The organism is Acrocarpospora macrocephala (genome assembly GCF_009687865.1).
In the GTDB taxonomy this organism is placed as follows: domain Bacteria; phylum Actinomycetota; class Actinomycetes; order Streptosporangiales; family Streptosporangiaceae; genus Acrocarpospora; species Acrocarpospora macrocephala.
The window spans coordinates 158,579-173,030 of sequence record NZ_BLAE01000006.1 but is presented as its reverse complement, the minus strand read 5'-3'; the positions used below and the strand labels follow the sequence as shown (position 1 = coordinate 173,030).

Sequence of the window (14,452 nt, the reverse complement as noted above, 5' to 3'; positions counted from 1 at the left end):
TCAGGCGTACATCGAAGGATGTATCCCGGTTCGTTCACGTTGACGAGGACTACAGGAGGCCGGGCACCCACGATGGAATCAAGGAGGTGTCCGGCATGCTGGCACTGATCATCGCGTGCGAGATCGGCTTCTGGGTGTTCCTCGGCCTCGGCCTGATCGCCCGATACGGCCTGCGGTTGTCCCGCGTGAGCGCAATCGTGCTGCTATGCGTTCCGCTGATCGATGTGGTGCTGCTGGTGGCAGGCGTGATCGACATGCGTTCCGGAGCCGTGGCGACCTGGCAGCATGGGCTCGCGGCGACGTACCTCGCGTATTCCGTGGTGTTCGGCCACCGGACAATCCAGTGGGTCGACGCACATGTCGCCCACCGTTTCGCCGGCGGCCCGCCGCCCTGGAAGCCACCGTCGGGCGGCTCCGCGCGCATCCGCTACGAATGGGGCTTCTGGCTGAGAATCGTCCTCGCGTACGGCATCGCCTGCGGACTCCTCTTCGCCGCGATCGTGATGGTTGGAGATGATGCACGGACAGAAGCCCTGTCCGCCTTCATGCTCGGCGCGCTGAAAGTCCCCCTCATCGCCGCGATCTGGCCGATCAGCTACACCCTCTGGCCAAAGAAGGACCAGGTCACGACGGGGTAAGCTCGGTTGGCAGATACGCGTACACGCGCCAGCCCCCCGCATACGGTCCCACCTGCACCGTCCCGCCCACCGGCGTAGCCCGTTCCCGCATCCGCTTCACCCCAGAATGCCGGGTGGGCCTCCCGCCAACCGGACTGTCAACCGTAAGCGTGATCGCACTCGGCTGATACCCGATGATCACCGTGGCCGTATCCGTCCCATGCTCGAGGGCATTCGTCAAAGCCTCCTGAACAATGCGATACCCCGCCAGATCCACACTCCGCGGCAACGGCCTCTGCGCCCCCGACACATGCAGCCGCGCCGCCAGCCCCGCCTGCCGAGACCGCTCCAGCAAGATCACCGCATCCCCGAGCCCTCGCCCATCGGCCCCCAGCGTCCCCTCGACCATCTCAGCCAGGACCCGCTCCGTCTCAATATCCACCCGCCGCCGCCGTACAGCCTGCACGACGAACAACACCACAAGAAAAAACGCAGCCGTAACGACGATGCCCAGGTTCATCAGCATCAGCCCCATCGGGTGAGATTGGGTGGTTATGTCCCTTTTCATTGCCCAAGCAATTGCACTCCACGCCCATCCGCTGAGATCTTTGACCCTTCTTGGCAGGGGCAACTAACCCGTCCCCCACCCAACCCGCCCCCCAAACCCCAAAACCGATAAACGATCACATCCCTCAAGGCCCACCAGCACGTCAACACGCCATCCACCTTCGAAGACCTGGCCATCCGCCCCCTCCGCAACTCGGACGAGTCGTACATCACCCTCCGAGACGCCCTCCCCACCGCGGCGACGCAATCAGCCCCCAAGCCGCGCAACCGCCCGCCCGCCCTGGCGCGTCCAAGTGCTTGCCCTTCCCCAGATCACACCCCTGGCCGACGACTCCCAAGAAGATCGACAGCCTCGCCGCGAGAGGGCGCGGCCCACGGGATAATTGGCTCGATCAGGCGCACCCGACTGGTACAGTTGGATCCGTTGCCGACGACAAGCCGCTCAGAGGCAGCAAGCAGGCGGCCGTAGCTCAATGGATAGAGCATCTGACTACGGATTAAATCATAACTTCCAACGTACAAACAGCATGTGCGCAGGGACTGGCACAACCAACGTACAACTGGAATTAGACGCTCAATCTTTGATCTTCCACAGAGCCGCATCACCGCAGGTTGACCCCCGTTCCATCCTCGGATGGCGGGGGTTTTGTCATGTCCGGAGTTCCTCCGGCGGCTGCGGAAGATCTCCGCGCGAGAGCATTCGGCGCCCTCGTGATTGGCTTGTTCCGGCGTTTCCTCGACGCGTTTGATTTCAATTCGAGCGTTCGTTTATGGACCGTTAGTCAGCCTCTATTCAGTGGCCTATTAGCATGGTCGCAGGCTCGCCGAATTGCGCAATCTGACTTAGGCTAACCTACCGGTTACATTTCCCTTACCTGGATAGTGGCGCTCCGAAACGCAGATCCGGACATACCCACGCAATAGCCTGGGACCCCAACTACGCCCTGTGCATGTCCGATGAACACGCAGGTGAGAGCGCTTGGCTTCTCTTATGAAACGGTCCAACACCGGGTTCACATCGAGCACACGGGCACCTACAGTGGACATTTCTCGCCATCTCACCCTGGGAAGTAGATCGCGGATTATGGGCCCGGCACACGGGGACGCCGGACCGGAAAGGCACCACCAGTGGACGTTGCCAGCCACCCGACCGCCACAATCCTCGTCCGCCTGTCCATCGGGGCGGGGGCCCTCACCATCGCCGAATTCACCCTCGGCATCCTCGGCACCACCTTCGCACTCCTCTCCGGGATGGCTGCCGGAACCCTCGCGCTCTGCGGCATCGGGCTGCGCATCCTCATCGCCATCAGGACCGGCGTGGCGAGGATCATCGCCGCGATCGAGAGCCAGGGCCGGGCAAACCGCGAGAAGGTGTCCGCGGTCGACGCCCACCTGGGCGGGCTGATCGAAGCCGACGGCCGGGCCAGCCGGGAGAACATGGAGGCGGTAGCCCGCAAATACACCCTGACCCGCCGCGAGTGGCTCAGCATCGGGGCACAGGCGTCATCGCGAGCTCGCATGGACGCCGAGCTGGCGTTGGGTATCGCTGACACGGGTCCGTTCAGGGCGTTCGGAAACTAGTCGTCGATCCCGTACTCGCGGAAGGTCTGCCGGCGGAGCTCGGCCAGATCCTTGAGGATGTCGTTCTTCTCGTCGTCAGGAATGTTGGGTGACTGCTCGATCTTCCTGACGACGGAATCCCCGCGCACCTGATCGCTGATCTTCAGCTCTTTCGGTTCGGCCAGGCCGCGCTCGACGAGGATCTCACCGAGGGACTTCCCTCCGGCTGTGGCGGACACTCGGAGGCGCTCGATTGCTTCGCGCTCAGCGTCTCCCTCGGTCATCAAAGCACTCGCGCGTTCGGGTGGGGGATTGCCCTCGGGGTACCCGGCGGCGGCCAGGAATCGGCTCACAAGGTCGGCCAATTCCGGGTGGCGCACAACGATTGCGCGGGCAAATCGAGTTGCAGCGTCCACGTTGGGCTGATTCTTCCCTTTGAGCCAGCGATGGGCTGTGGTCCTGTCGCGGCCGGCCAGTTCCCCCACCCCGGTCGGGTTGAGGTTGGCCGCTTTCATGATCTCCGTTAGCGCATCGCGAAGTAGGTCGCGGTCCCACTCTGTCGTGTGCACGCACGCACCATAACACGCAGGTTGACAGGTCCTATCGCAGGTGACGGCGTTGCTACCTGGTGGGTAAGTGTGCGTGCACGTGACATGCGCACCTCGTGATGCTTCCGTTACGGAGGAGTCAGGTGGGAGGTGTTGCGTGCATGCACACCACCATGAGAGAGTGCGTGCATGCACACCACAACCGCAACGACGCGGCCCGCCATCCGGCTCCGCCGTAGCCAGTGGGACCGGCGCATGAACGAGAAGGGTCTGACGACGGCCCTGGCCCGCGCCGAGGCGATCGGCGTCAGCAGGTGGACGGTCGGGCGAATCGAGTCGGGCGAGATGCGGCCGGGCGAGCACTTCATCGCCGCCGTCCTGCTGGCCCGCCCCGACATGAAGTTTGAGGAGCTCTTTGAGGTCGTCGAGGAGTCGTCCTGATGGCCCGGCCCCAGAGCGAGCTCTCCGCCGTCCGTCGCCGCGCCGTCGACATCTCGTGGGCGCGCACACCCGACCGTGCCGAGCGCACTCAGCCCGCCACCAACGCGTCCCCGGTCAGCCTCGCCCACTGGGTGAAGAAGGTCCGCGAAGAGGGGCTCGTCAAGAGCGAGGCCGACATCCTCAAGGCCGCCAAGAACTACCACCGCGCCTACATGACCCAGCTGTCGCTGAAGGCTTCCGCCGCCCGCAGGACAAAGGCCGCGAAGGCTGCCGGCCGATGAACGAGCTCGCACTGACGGAGTCCCCGTCCCTTCGCGCCCAGTTCGCCGACCGGGTGGACGTCCTCGACAAGGTGAAGGCGATCAGCCTTCTCCCCGACGGCGTGCACACGACGACCGAGATGGTCGCCGCCTATTACGAGGTCGAGGCGGAGACGATCCGAAAGGTCGTCCAGCGCAATCGGGTCGAGCTCGCGGCGAATGGCCTAGTGGTCTTGAGGGGTAGCGACCTCCGCGAGTTCAAGCGCTCCACAGAGGGACTCGGTGTCCCTCTGCCAGCAAACCTCAATGCGCTGACGCTGTTCACCCGCCGGGTTGTTCTGAACATTGGCCAACTCCTCACCGAGTCCCAAGTCGCCGCCGACGTCCGCGCCTACCTCCTGAACGTCGAGGAGGTCGCGACCCGCGAGCAGCGCTCTCAGGCCGTCGACATGGTCGAGCTGTCCAAGGCGCGCGTGCAGATGCTCGCTGCGGCGTTCGGCTACCTCGACGACCAGTGGATCAAGGCGAAGATGCGGATCCAGGTCGCCATCGGCCTGGGTGGGCAGCCCGAACTCGACCCGCTGGACATGCCGCTCTACGTGCCCGACTTCCTGAAGTCCAAGGGGCTGCGGAAGAAGGACGTCTCGTCCGAGCAGTCCTGGTTCGGCAAGCGCGCCGCCTCGCTGTACGAGGCCGAGCACGGCAACAAGCCGGGCCTGCGGGCCACCGACATCCCTGACGGCAGCGTGCGGACGACGCTCGCGTGGACGCAGCGGGATCTCCCGATCTTCGAAGAGGTCTGGGACCGCTGGTACGCCGCGAAGTACACGCCGGCCCCGGACGACGCGCTCTTTCTCACCCCGTAATGCCGCGAGCCCCGACCATGCCGGGCCGGAGCTCGCGATGACCCCGCCCTCCCCACGCCAAGCAGAGAGAGCAGAACCAATGACCATTCTTCCTGACGCGGAGGCCACGGCCACCCCGCCCGTCCTCATCGCCTCCGCGACGCCCGCCCAGATCTGGGCGCACGTCACGACGTGCTCCGCGTGCACCCGCGACCGGCTGGTCCGCTACCACGCCGGTCGGCGCATGCTGGAGACGGACGCGGCCGAGCGCCAGCGCTTGGAGGCCGGACTGCGGGAGCGGGTCGGCGAGCTGCACGGCCAGTCCATCCCGGTCCCGGGCGTCGAGCCCGCGCTCGACCTGATCGCCGCCGCGCACTGGAGCGACCTGCAGGACGCCATCGAGGCGGCCGGTTTCGCGCTCCTCATCCAGGGGCCGAGCGCGCACCGCCAGCACTGGATCATCTCCATCTCCGAGGGCCAGGGCGGACGCCTGGCTGAGGGGGTCACCAAGCACGCCGCGCTGGTGGAGCTGGCCCGCGACATCCCGTCGGTGCCGGGCTTCTTGGCCGCTCTGGCGGAGGGCCGCTCGAGCGAGGCGCAGTCGATCGTGGACGCTCTCGTCGAGTACGCGGCCCAGACCAACTCGTCGACGTCTGACGCCCGGGGCGCACTGGTCGCGGCTCTGCACGTCGGGCAGGGCCACACCGCGAGCGAGGCGGCTGATCTGGCCGAGCGTGGCTACGACGCCCTCGCTGAGGCGGACGTGCTGTGCGACCACGACGCGTGTGTGAGCGAGGCGCGGGACCTGGCCGACGACCTGATCGAGCGGTCACGGCGCGCGGCGCTGACGGCGATCGACGACGCACGCGAGGCCGATGCCGACCTGGGGGACCAGACGGTTCCGGCCGTGCGTGACCGCTCCCACCTGCACCCCCGCCAGCAGGCGGCTCTCGTGCGGCTGGACGAGATGTTCGCGGCCCGCGAGGCGGAGGTGTCGGCCCGATGAGCACGTCCCCCACCGTCCGCCGCGTCCTCCTGATCGCCTGCCACGTGCTCCCGATCGTCGCCCCCGGCGTGCCTCTCTCCGAGGTGATCACCCGGGTCGTCGGTGCGATCAAGGCTCCTGGCCTCGCTTGTGAGGTGGCTGTCGCCGACTCGCTGGCGGCGGTCGTCGCCCACCTGCGCATCGGCATCAAGCGCGACCCCGCCAAGATCGTCGACGACTGGGCCGCCAACCGCAGCCTCCGCGAGGTACGCCGCCTCCTCGCCGAGATCGCCGGTGACCACGCCGTCGTGCAGCAGCTGTGTGACGAGCACGACGCGGAGACGCGGCGGCTGGAGCGGGGTGGGCTCGATGGCTGACCACTGGGACTACCTGTACAGCCTCACCTCCGACGAGCGGCGGGCGGAGCTGATCACCGGCCTGGACCGCCTCGCCGCCCTCCTCCGCGCCGAGCCCGGCCTCTCCAAGCCTTCGGTGAGGGTCGAGTTTGACCGCTACTCGTCGCGGCACCGGCCTGCCGCTGAGCAGATCGCACAGGCGTTGGTCCTCATCGGCGAACTGGCCGACTCGTCCATCGCGCTGGAAGTCGTTAACGGCACCCCGTACGCGAAGGTGATGATCCGGGGCCGTCTCGCGGGGCTGCCTGTCGAGATGACCCTGTGGGCCGAGGGGCTGTGCGAGCACCGGCCGAACGAGAAGCGGAAGCGGGACCGGTGGGTCATCCCCGCTGAGCTGGTGGACGCGGTGGCCGAGCGTAACCGGATCGGCGGTGGCGTCGATGAGCACTGACCGCGCTGCGTTCACGGCAGGGCTGCGCCGCCTGGCCGACCTCCTCGACGCCAACCCCGACATGGGCCTGCCGTTCGACGGCCGCGCCGTGCCGATGTCGATCTACCTGGACGGCGACACTGCGACCACGTCGGCACTGGCGCTCATCGCCGCTATGAACGAACCGGCCAAGCCCGTCATCGAGAGCAACTTCCTGAAGATCGACGGACGTGTTCACGGGCTCCGCGTCGAGATCTGCCTGAAGCCTCGCGAAGTCTGCGAGAAGCGAATCAACGCCGCCTACCGGGACTCGCAGGGCGTGCAGCACGAGGTCACCGAGTGGGTGATCCCGCCCGCGCTGACCGAGGCGGTGGAGGCGCGCCGTACGGCGGGGCCGCTGCCGGTGCTACACCACCCGACCTACTGCGGCGAGTGCGGCCACGACATCAGGCCCGTGCCGATGACCGACATCCAGCGGGTGCTGGACCGTCACGCCGCTGAGGTGACGGCCGACGAGCCCGACGAGCCTCACGACCAGTACTGCGACTGCCGCGACTGCGCCGATCGGGCGCGGGCCGCCTTCCGCGCCGCGAAGAGGGAGGCCGACCGTGGCTGACATCAGCATCCCCCCGGGGCCGATCGGCGACGAGCCGTACGACGCGATCCGCCCCGTCGGCCGCGAGCGGCAGAGCGACGCCAACAGGGCCGCCCTGAGCGAGGCCTTGGCCGGGATCGAGCTCGGCAGCTACGACCGGCGGATCGTCGCCGCACTCGCGGGCCAGGACGGCTCCACGGTCGCGGTGATCTGCTCCTGGCTCCAGCGCGCCCGCGCCGCCCTGCCGGACGGCGTGATCGTCCTCCCGGAGCCCGCCGAACTCGGCCTTCCCTGGACGGACGGCGGCGACCTGCTGGCCCTGCGCGGGCCGGAGATCGTCCTGTTCCCCGACGGCGCGGACGAATGGACCATGGGCGCGACCACCGCCCGCGAGATCGCCGCCCAGCTGGCCGCGATGGCGCAGGTGCTGGACGAGCGCGCCGCCGGGGGTGGTGCGTGATGCCGCTCTGCTGCCCTGTCGCCGACCCCTGCGACCGCCACAAGACGAAGCTCACCGGCGCCGAGCCCGACTGGAACGTCCGGACCGAACGGCTGCTTGAGGCCGCCCTGTACGCGCTGCGGTCCGAGGAGGACCCGCTGCCGCTGATCAGCGCCGCCGAGACCGCGTGCCGGATCAGCGTCGGCGAGCTGCCCGCCGCCGAGATGGACGGCTACCCGTTCCCCGGCGAAGACAGCGGACCCGAGTGCACGTGCCCGACCGACCTGAAGGCGCGTGGCGGCTTCACGAGCAGCTGCCGGGCTTGCTCTCCCGCCATCCCACGACCCACCACCAGCGAGCCCAGCGAAGGAGGCTCGCGATGAGCCACAACTACCAGCGCGGCGAAACCCTCCGAGTCACCTTCAACGTCAAGGTCGAGGACCTCCACGACCGGCTGCCCACCTACGTGACCGTCCACATCCCCGGCCAGGACGCCGACGACTACCTCACGCAGCTCGACCTCGCCCACCCGGAACTCACGGTCGAGCGGGTCCTGCCCGCCGACGGCGACGCACAAGAGGGCGACCTGTGGCGGGACCGGGACGGCGGCCTGTGGTTCGCCCAGCTCGTCGAAACCGACGACGCCAGCGACACCCCGTACATCGAGCTCCGGCCCGAGAGCACCCGCAAGCGGGCCCGGGGCAGCGACTACAGCTTGCAGGGCGTCAACCGCGCGCACGGCCCGCTGGTCCTGGCCTACCGCGAGCAGCCCGCCGAGCCGGAGCAGCAACTGACGGCCGCCGACCTGCCCGGCATGAACGACGCCCGCGTCATCATCCCCGGCGTCCACCGCGACCAGCCCATCCGGATCGTCCACGCCAACCGCGACGAGGGCGACGACATCGTCCACGTCCGCTGGCAGGACCTCCGGGCGCTCTACCCGGCGTCCTCGGTCACCGTCCCGGCCACCACGGCGATCCGCCTGGCCGGAGGCGCGTGATGGCCATCCGCTTCTACGACATCGGCCAATCCGACTGGCCCGACGACATCAGGCAGTGCGCCGAATGCTGCGCCCTCGTCCTGGCCGTCAACACGTACGCGCACGCGGCATGGCACGAGCAGATCAACGAAGCGCTGGAGGCGGGCCGATGAGCTGGCACGCCGACCCCGACATCGAGGACGACCGCTACCGCGAATGGGCCGACGACGCCCTCGACCACCTCAACGACGACGACCAGGACGACGACGAATGAGCCTCTACTACAGCCCCGAAAACTACGGGCTCACCACCATCGGCGAAATCGACTGGTCCGACGGCTGCTACCAGTTCGACTACACCGTCATCTGGCGCAACCAGGACGGCCAGCTCCTCTACGGCGAAGACACCGGCTGCTCCTGCCCGTCCCCGTTCGAGGACACCGGCCTCGACGACCTGACCGCGTGCACGCTGCCCGAACTCCAGGCCCACCTGGAGAAGCGGCTCGACGAGGAGTTCCCGGCGTCGGAGACCGACGAGCGGTACGCCGAGAAGCGGAACACCCGGGCCGCTGTGATCGTCGACCTGATCAGCCGGGCGCGTGGCTGATGGAAGGCCTCTACACGCCCACCGGCCGCTACCTCGGCACCTGGCCCAACGGTTCGCCGGAGTGGCACGCCGCCCGCGCCGCCCGGCTCGGCGGGTCCAGCATCGCCGCCGTCCTCAGCCTCTCCCCCTGGGAGTCGCCGTACAGCCTGTGGTGCCAGATGGCCGGCATCGTCACCCCCGAGCCGGAGACGAACGAGCAGGCGCGCGGCCACTACCTGGAGCCGTCCATCGCCAACTGGTTCGCCGACCAGCACCCCGACTGGCACGTGTGGGAGACCGGCACCTGGACGCATCAAGAGCGGGACTGGCAACTCGCCAACCCCGACCGGCTCATCCGCCACCACCGGCCCGAAGGCGGCTGGCCGGTCGGCTGGTACGACATCGAAGTCGGCGCCCTCCTGGAGATCAAAACCGACGCCGACGGCAGCGGCTGGGGCGAACCCGGAACCGACCAGGTGCCCCTCTATTACAGGTGCCAGGCCCAGTGGTACATGGACGTCCTCGGCCTGCCCCGCGCCCACTTCGCCGTCCTCACCGGCCGCCTGGAGTTCCGGGAGTACGTCGTCGACTACGACCCCGCCGACGCCCAGGTGATGCGGGAGGCCGCGGTCGAGTTCCTCGACTCGCTGCTGTGGGGCGAGATGCCGGAGCTGGACGCGCACGTCGCCACCTACGAGGCCGTGCGCCGAGTCCACCCCGACATCGAACCCAAGCTCGACCTCGACCTCGACGACAACCAAGCGGCCGAGTTCCTCACCGCGCTCGCCGACGCCGAGCAAGCCGCCGCGGCCGACCAGGCCGCCCGCACCCGCCTGCTCAACGCCATGGGCAAGGCCCGCCGCGCCCGCTGGCGCAAGCACACCCTCGCCACCCGGCAGACCCGCAACGGCGGAGCGCCGTTCCTGGTGGCCGGACGCAACCTCCCCGACCCTGCCGAACTCATCGGAGTCGCCGTATGACGCTGGAGAGAAGGCCGCTGGCTGAGCGGCTATGGGAGAAGGTCCAGCGCGGCGGCGAAGCCGAGTGCTGGGTCTGGTCCGGGCCGAAGACAAACGGCTACGGAGTCATCGGCGAGGGCGGCCGTGGAGCCCCGACGCTCCGCGTGCACCGCGTGGCGTACGAACTCCTCGTCGGTCCGATCCCCGAGGGCCTGCACCTCGACCACCTGTGCCGTAACCGCCCCTGCGTGAATCCCGCCCACCTGGAAGCGGTCACGCAGGAGGAGAACAACCGGCGCGCTGGACAGGCCCGCACCCACTGCCCGCACGGCCACGAACTGCCCGCCAGCGGCGCCGATGGTCGCCGCTACTGCAAGACCTGCCGCAAGGCCTACGACCGCAAGCGCTACCTGACCAAGAAGAGGTCCCGATGACCATCGACACCATCGCCGTCCGGCAGGACTCCCTGCCCGAGCGGATCGAATACTCCCGCGCCCTCGCGGTCTCCAACCTGCTACCCAAGCAGTACCAGGGCAAGCCGGAGAACGTCCTGTACGCCATCGAGTTCGGGCGGTCGCTCGGCATCGAGCCGATCGCAGCCATCACCGGCGTACACATTATTGAAGGCCGCCCGTCGGCGTCCTCCGGCCTCATCTCCGCACTGGTGCGGCGGGCCGGGCACCGGCTGCGGGTGTGGGTGGAGCGCGACCAGGCGGGCCGCGTCCTGGCCGCCGTCGCCACGGTCATCCGCAAGGACGACCCCGAGTTCGAGTTCCGCGCCACGTGGACGCTCGCCCGGGCGCAAGCCGCCGGGCTGACCGGCAAGCAGGTGTGGAAGTCCTACCCCGAAGCCATGCTCAAGGCCCGCGCCATCTCCGAAGTCGCGCGGGAGGCGTGCGAGGAGGAGCTGTCCGGCGTCGGCTACACCCCGGAGGAGTTGGGCGCCGAGGTCAACTCGGACGGGTCCGTGGTGGTGACGACCGCGGTGGCGCGGGAGAACCGGCCCGGCCAGACGGTCCGCGAAGCCGTCGCCCCGGCCGAGCCGCCGCCGGTGCCGGAGGACATCGAGGAGAAGATCACCGGTCCGCAGCAGAAGAAGATGGGCGCCCTCATGAGGGAGCGCGGCATCACCGACCGCGACACCGCGCTCGCGTTCGTCGCCGACGTGATCGGCCGCGAGGTCGCCAGCCGTAACGAGCTGACGAAGGCCGAGGCCGGACGGGTGATCGACCACCTGGAGAACCCGCCCGCCGAGGCTGCCGAGGAGCCGGTGGACGCCGAGGTTGTCGACGACGACGAGGCCGAACGCCTCCTGGCCCTGATCGTCGCCGACTGGGAGACCGCCGGAGGTGTCACCGCCGAGCTGACCACCGTGTTCCGGGCGGCGGTGGGCGTAGGCCACCGGGAGGCCAGCGAGGCGCAGCTGCAGCAGTTCCTCGACCAGCTGCGCGCCGGCCAGTACCAGCCGACCGAGCCGGTCCTGTGACGCCGCGCCTGGGGTCCTGCCGGATGGCGGCCTTCGACCTCGAGACCTCCTCCGCGAACCCGGAAGAAGCCCGGATCGTCGAGGCGTATCTCGGCTGGGTCGGTGGCGGTATGGCGCCGATCGACCACCCGCCGATCCTGGTGAACCCAGGCGTGGAGCTCGCTCCCGACAACATCGAGATCCACGGCTACACCAACGAGTACCTGGCCGAGCACGGCGACCCAGCCGACGCCGGCGTGCAGACGGTCGCCTCGCTCGTCGGCGACGCCTGGCGGGAAGGCCTGGCCCTGGTCGGGCATAACGTCGTTTACGACCTCACCGTTCTCGAGCGCGAGCTGGCCCGGCATGGGCTTCCGCCGCTGGCGGAGTGGGCGGGCGGCCGGATCGGGCTGGTCGTCGACACCCGCGTCCTGTCGGTCCACGTGGATCCCTGGCGGAAGCGGGTCAGCGAGAAGCAGGGCGCGCACACGTTGAAGACGTGCGCGCAGGTGTTCGGCGCCGGGTGGGTGGACGAGAAGGCGCACGGCGCCCGCTATGACGCGCTGATCTCGCATCGGGTGGCGCGGCGGATGGGCGAGATCGCGCATCTGCCGCGCGAGTCGCGGCCGCGGATCCAGTCGGGTTACGGCGATGACCGGCATCTGTTCGACGACCTCGCCGTGGACCTTCCCGCCTTGCACGTCGCGCAGAAGCGGTGGGCGGCGGAGAAGGCGGCCTCTTACCAGGAGTACCTGCGGTCGCCGAAGGCCAAGGAGAAGCAGGACCCCGAGGCCGTGATCTGTGGCGAGTGGCCGATCCAGTACGCGCCGGCGGCCCGCCAGGAAGCCCTCACCCCCTGACAAGCAGAAACCCCTGCCGCCCTTCACGCGGCAGGGGCCCTACCTCCCGAAGGAGCAAGTAAATGACCAACAACATTCAGCCTACCGGCAGCGGCGCCATCGAGCCGATCCCGTCCGGCGATGACCCGCTGACCCTGCCCCTACACCTGATCGACCGCATGAACGCCCACCTCGACGCGGAGATTGCGCACATGCAGGGCAGTGGCGGGGAGTTGATCCGCCAGCTGGAGGAGCAGGCGGCGGCGGTTCGGGCCGATGCGGATCGGCGGATCGCGGAGTTGGCGGCCGAGGCGGAGCGGGTCCGTTCGGGGGTGGACGCGGATGTGGCTCGCGTGCACGCGCTGGGTGTCGAGTTGGCTCGTCGGGCGCAGGCGGCGGGGGTGCGGTCGTGAGCCGCCGGGGCCGTCACGAGGGGCGGCGACGTTACCGGCTGCTGCCGTCGCGCCCTCGCCACACCGTTGAGGCGGTGTTCCGGGCGTGGCTGGCTGCTGGTCGTCCGCCGCTGCGGCTGGTGCCGCCGGTGTCGTGCGCGCCTGAGTGCGCCTGCCACCCCGAGGCCGCCGAGACGCGGCGGTATGTCCACCCCTACGAGATCCGGAGCGCAGCATGAGCGCGATCACCCCGCCCACGCCGGACAACATCGCCGCGATGCTGACCGACAGCGACAACGACTACCACGACGGGAACGACTGGCACCTGGGGATCTCGGCGGCCGGGAACGTGGTCTCGATCGAGGTCACGCCGCACGACGTGGCGCACGAGGAACTACCGGTCGAGCGTTTCGAGGCTCACGTCTTCGCCGTCGAGCCCGCGCCGCCGGTCGCCTCCGCGCCGGTCGAGCTGGACGCCGAGACGGCCCGGGAACTGACCTACGACGGCCACGGGGCCACCATCGACGGCTGGACCGTCGTCGCGCAGGTCGAGACCGGCAGGAGCCGGTGGACGTCCCATCACCGGCTGGTCATCCGCAACGAGACGGGCGAGCACTTCGCGGCCACGTTCCGGCGGGGCCTGACCGAGATGCAGGAGACCCAGCCGTGGGAGGACGAGCAGGTCGCGAAGTTCACGCCGGTCGCGCCCCGGGCGAAGGTCGTCCGGACGGTCGAGTGGGTCAAGCCGCCTGCCCCGGCCCCGGATCTGCTGATCGATCCGGACTGCCGGGACGGCAAGTGCGGGTCGTGCGTGGGCGGCCCGTGCGAGCACGGCTGCCACCAGGGCGGTGGCTCGTGATGGCCCTGCCGGAGATCACCAGCCCCGCCGAAGGCCACCTGGACGAGCTGCTCATCCGCGTCGCCCAGATGCAGACCCTCAACGTCGAGGCCGACGACATCGTGACCGACCTGGCGGAGGACCTGGACGCGTGCGATCTGGCCGACGCCCGGCGCGAGGTGTCAGTGATCGCCCATGCCCTGCGGAATCTGACGCGGATCGGCGAGGCGCATGACGCGAAGCTTCGGGAGGGCGGAGATGACTAGTCGCCCCTCCCCGAACGAGTTGTACGAGCAGGCGGGCGGCGATCCCGACCGCTACCGCGCTCTGATGATCGAGCACGGCCACCTGATCCCCGGCAAGTCGGAGCCGCTGCCGTGCGGCTGGACGCCCCGAGCAGCCGCGCCTGAGCTGACGCCCGCCGACGAGATCCGCGCCGCCGCCGATCTCCTCCGTGCCACCATCCCGGGCCAACCGGCCGATGTCGTCGCCCGGGTGGTGCAGTCCGACAGCGAGAACATGGACGCGGTCGCGTTCTGCGACCAGCCCGCCCACGAGCCGTACGACACGTGCGACCACTGCCACACGGTGGAGGTGCACAGCGTCCAGCTGGCCGCGCTGATCGCCGCGCTGTTCAACGCCCGCGAGCCGATCGCCCGGCTGTTGGAGATCCACACCGAGATCTGCCATGGCGACGGCTGCGCAACGGTGAACGTCGCCCGCGCGTTGAACGGGGGCGACCGTGACTGAGC

General features: G+C 69.0%; 25 protein-coding genes. 23 read left to right on the top strand and 2 right to left on the bottom strand.

All coding sequences use genetic code 11. From position 1 onward, the window contains the following. Window positions 1-95 precede the first annotated feature (95 nt). A complete protein-coding gene (locus Amac_RS05445) occupies window positions 96-638 on the top strand; it encodes a hypothetical protein (protein WP_155353291.1) in 543 nt (180 codons plus the stop codon). Here Amac_RS05445 and Amac_RS05440 read toward each other — a convergent pair. Next, on the bottom strand, window positions 625-1,152 hold the full coding sequence (locus tag Amac_RS05440; protein ID WP_155353206.1) for a sensor histidine kinase: 528 nt from the start codon (window positions 1,150-1,152) through the stop codon (window positions 625-627). The two genes, Amac_RS05445 and Amac_RS05440, sit on opposite strands and share 14 nt — an antisense overlap. Window positions 1,153-2,312: 1,160 nt before the next feature. On the opposite strand from Amac_RS05440, the gene Amac_RS05435 reads away from it, so the two are divergent. Next, window positions 2,313-2,765, top strand: a complete 453-nt coding sequence (locus Amac_RS05435; protein ID WP_155353205.1) for a hypothetical protein — start codon at window positions 2,313-2,315, stop codon at window positions 2,763-2,765. Here Amac_RS05435 and Amac_RS05430 read toward each other — a convergent pair. Beyond that, a complete protein-coding gene (locus Amac_RS05430; RefSeq protein WP_155353204.1) occupies window positions 2,762-3,313 on the bottom strand; it encodes a hypothetical protein in 552 nt (183 codons plus the stop codon). The genes Amac_RS05435 and Amac_RS05430 overlap by 4 nt on opposite strands. Window positions 3,314-3,481: 168 nt before the next feature. Between Amac_RS05430 and Amac_RS05425 the strand changes: the two genes are divergently transcribed. From Amac_RS05425 to Amac_RS05325, 21 genes are all read left to right on the top strand, one after another. Further along, window positions 3,482-3,733 (top strand): helix-turn-helix domain-containing protein, encoded by a 252-nt coding sequence (locus Amac_RS05425; protein WP_155353203.1) that lies wholly within the window; start codon window positions 3,482-3,484, stop codon window positions 3,731-3,733. Then, on the top strand, window positions 3,733-4,014 hold the full coding sequence (locus tag Amac_RS05420; RefSeq protein ID WP_155353202.1) for a hypothetical protein: 282 nt from the start codon (window positions 3,733-3,735) through the stop codon (window positions 4,012-4,014). The genes Amac_RS05425 and Amac_RS05420 overlap by 1 nt, the downstream gene beginning before the upstream one ends. Then, entirely contained in the window at window positions 4,011-4,859 is an 849-nt protein-coding gene (locus Amac_RS05415; protein WP_155353201.1) for a hypothetical protein, read from the top strand. Before Amac_RS05420 ends, Amac_RS05415 begins: the two co-directional genes overlap by 4 nt. Window positions 4,860-4,938: 79 nt before the next feature. Beyond that, entirely contained in the window at window positions 4,939-5,844 is a 906-nt protein-coding gene (locus Amac_RS05410) for a hypothetical protein (protein ID WP_155353200.1), read from the top strand. Next, the gene (locus Amac_RS05405) at window positions 5,841-6,200 is read left to right on the top strand and encodes a hypothetical protein (RefSeq protein WP_155353199.1); all 360 of its coding nucleotides are present in this window, start codon (window positions 5,841-5,843) and stop codon (window positions 6,198-6,200) included. The genes Amac_RS05410 and Amac_RS05405 overlap by 4 nt, the downstream gene beginning before the upstream one ends. Next, window positions 6,193-6,630 carry a hypothetical protein gene (locus Amac_RS05400; RefSeq protein ID WP_155353198.1) on the top strand — a complete coding sequence of 146 codons (438 nt, stop codon included), beginning with the start codon at window positions 6,193-6,195 and terminating at the stop codon, window positions 6,628-6,630. The genes Amac_RS05405 and Amac_RS05400 overlap by 8 nt, the downstream gene beginning before the upstream one ends. Then, entirely contained in the window at window positions 6,620-7,225 is a 606-nt protein-coding gene (locus Amac_RS05395) for a hypothetical protein (protein WP_155353197.1), read from the top strand. The genes Amac_RS05400 and Amac_RS05395 overlap by 11 nt, the downstream gene beginning before the upstream one ends. After that, the gene (locus Amac_RS05390; RefSeq protein ID WP_155353196.1) at window positions 7,218-7,664 is read left to right on the top strand and encodes a hypothetical protein; all 447 of its coding nucleotides are present in this window, start codon (window positions 7,218-7,220) and stop codon (window positions 7,662-7,664) included. The genes Amac_RS05395 and Amac_RS05390 overlap by 8 nt, the downstream gene beginning before the upstream one ends. Continuing rightward, window positions 7,664-8,026, top strand: coding sequence for a hypothetical protein (locus tag Amac_RS05385; protein ID WP_155353195.1), 363 nt, complete (start codon window positions 7,664-7,666; stop codon window positions 8,024-8,026). The genes Amac_RS05390 and Amac_RS05385 overlap by 1 nt, the downstream gene beginning before the upstream one ends. Next, complete coding sequence (locus tag Amac_RS05380; RefSeq protein ID WP_155353194.1) at window positions 8,023-8,643, top strand: hypothetical protein; 621 nt, start codon at window positions 8,023-8,025, stop codon at window positions 8,641-8,643. The genes Amac_RS05385 and Amac_RS05380 overlap by 4 nt, the downstream gene beginning before the upstream one ends. Continuing rightward, entirely contained in the window at window positions 8,643-8,795 is a 153-nt protein-coding gene (locus Amac_RS05375; protein WP_155353193.1) for a hypothetical protein, read from the top strand. Before Amac_RS05380 ends, Amac_RS05375 begins: the two co-directional genes overlap by 1 nt. A gap of 97 nt (window positions 8,796-8,892) precedes the next feature. Then, entirely contained in the window at window positions 8,893-9,228 is a 336-nt protein-coding gene (locus tag Amac_RS05370) for a DUF7574 domain-containing protein (RefSeq protein WP_155353192.1), read from the top strand. Beyond that, window positions 9,228-10,187 carry a YqaJ viral recombinase family nuclease gene (locus tag Amac_RS05365; RefSeq protein WP_155353191.1) on the top strand — a complete coding sequence of 320 codons (960 nt, stop codon included), beginning with the start codon at window positions 9,228-9,230 and terminating at the stop codon, window positions 10,185-10,187. Before Amac_RS05370 ends, Amac_RS05365 begins: the two co-directional genes overlap by 1 nt. Beyond that, window positions 10,184-10,600 carry an HNH endonuclease signature motif containing protein gene (locus Amac_RS05360; RefSeq protein WP_155353190.1) on the top strand — a complete coding sequence of 139 codons (417 nt, stop codon included), beginning with the start codon at window positions 10,184-10,186 and terminating at the stop codon, window positions 10,598-10,600. Before Amac_RS05365 ends, Amac_RS05360 begins: the two co-directional genes overlap by 4 nt. Beyond that, complete coding sequence (locus Amac_RS05355; RefSeq protein ID WP_155353189.1) at window positions 10,597-11,652, top strand: recombinase RecT; 1,056 nt, start codon at window positions 10,597-10,599, stop codon at window positions 11,650-11,652. The genes Amac_RS05360 and Amac_RS05355 overlap by 4 nt, the downstream gene beginning before the upstream one ends. Beyond that, window positions 11,649-12,491, top strand: coding sequence for an exonuclease domain-containing protein (locus tag Amac_RS05350; protein ID WP_170322332.1), 843 nt, complete (start codon window positions 11,649-11,651; stop codon window positions 12,489-12,491). Before Amac_RS05355 ends, Amac_RS05350 begins: the two co-directional genes overlap by 4 nt. A 62-nt stretch (window positions 12,492-12,553) precedes the next feature. Then, complete coding sequence (locus tag Amac_RS05345; RefSeq protein ID WP_155353187.1) at window positions 12,554-12,883, top strand: hypothetical protein; 330 nt, start codon at window positions 12,554-12,556, stop codon at window positions 12,881-12,883. Beyond that, window positions 12,880-13,101 carry a hypothetical protein gene (locus Amac_RS05340; protein WP_155353186.1) on the top strand — a complete coding sequence of 74 codons (222 nt, stop codon included), beginning with the start codon at window positions 12,880-12,882 and terminating at the stop codon, window positions 13,099-13,101. Before Amac_RS05345 ends, Amac_RS05340 begins: the two co-directional genes overlap by 4 nt. Next, entirely contained in the window at window positions 13,098-13,721 is a 624-nt protein-coding gene (locus Amac_RS05335; RefSeq protein ID WP_155353185.1) for a hypothetical protein, read from the top strand. The genes Amac_RS05340 and Amac_RS05335 overlap by 4 nt, the downstream gene beginning before the upstream one ends. Next, entirely contained in the window at window positions 13,721-13,966 is a 246-nt protein-coding gene (locus tag Amac_RS05330; RefSeq protein WP_155353184.1) for a hypothetical protein, read from the top strand. Before Amac_RS05335 ends, Amac_RS05330 begins: the two co-directional genes overlap by 1 nt. Then, entirely contained in the window at window positions 13,959-14,450 is a 492-nt protein-coding gene (locus Amac_RS05325) for a hypothetical protein (protein WP_155353183.1), read from the top strand. The genes Amac_RS05330 and Amac_RS05325 overlap by 8 nt, the downstream gene beginning before the upstream one ends. Window positions 14,451-14,452 lie beyond the last annotated feature (2 nt).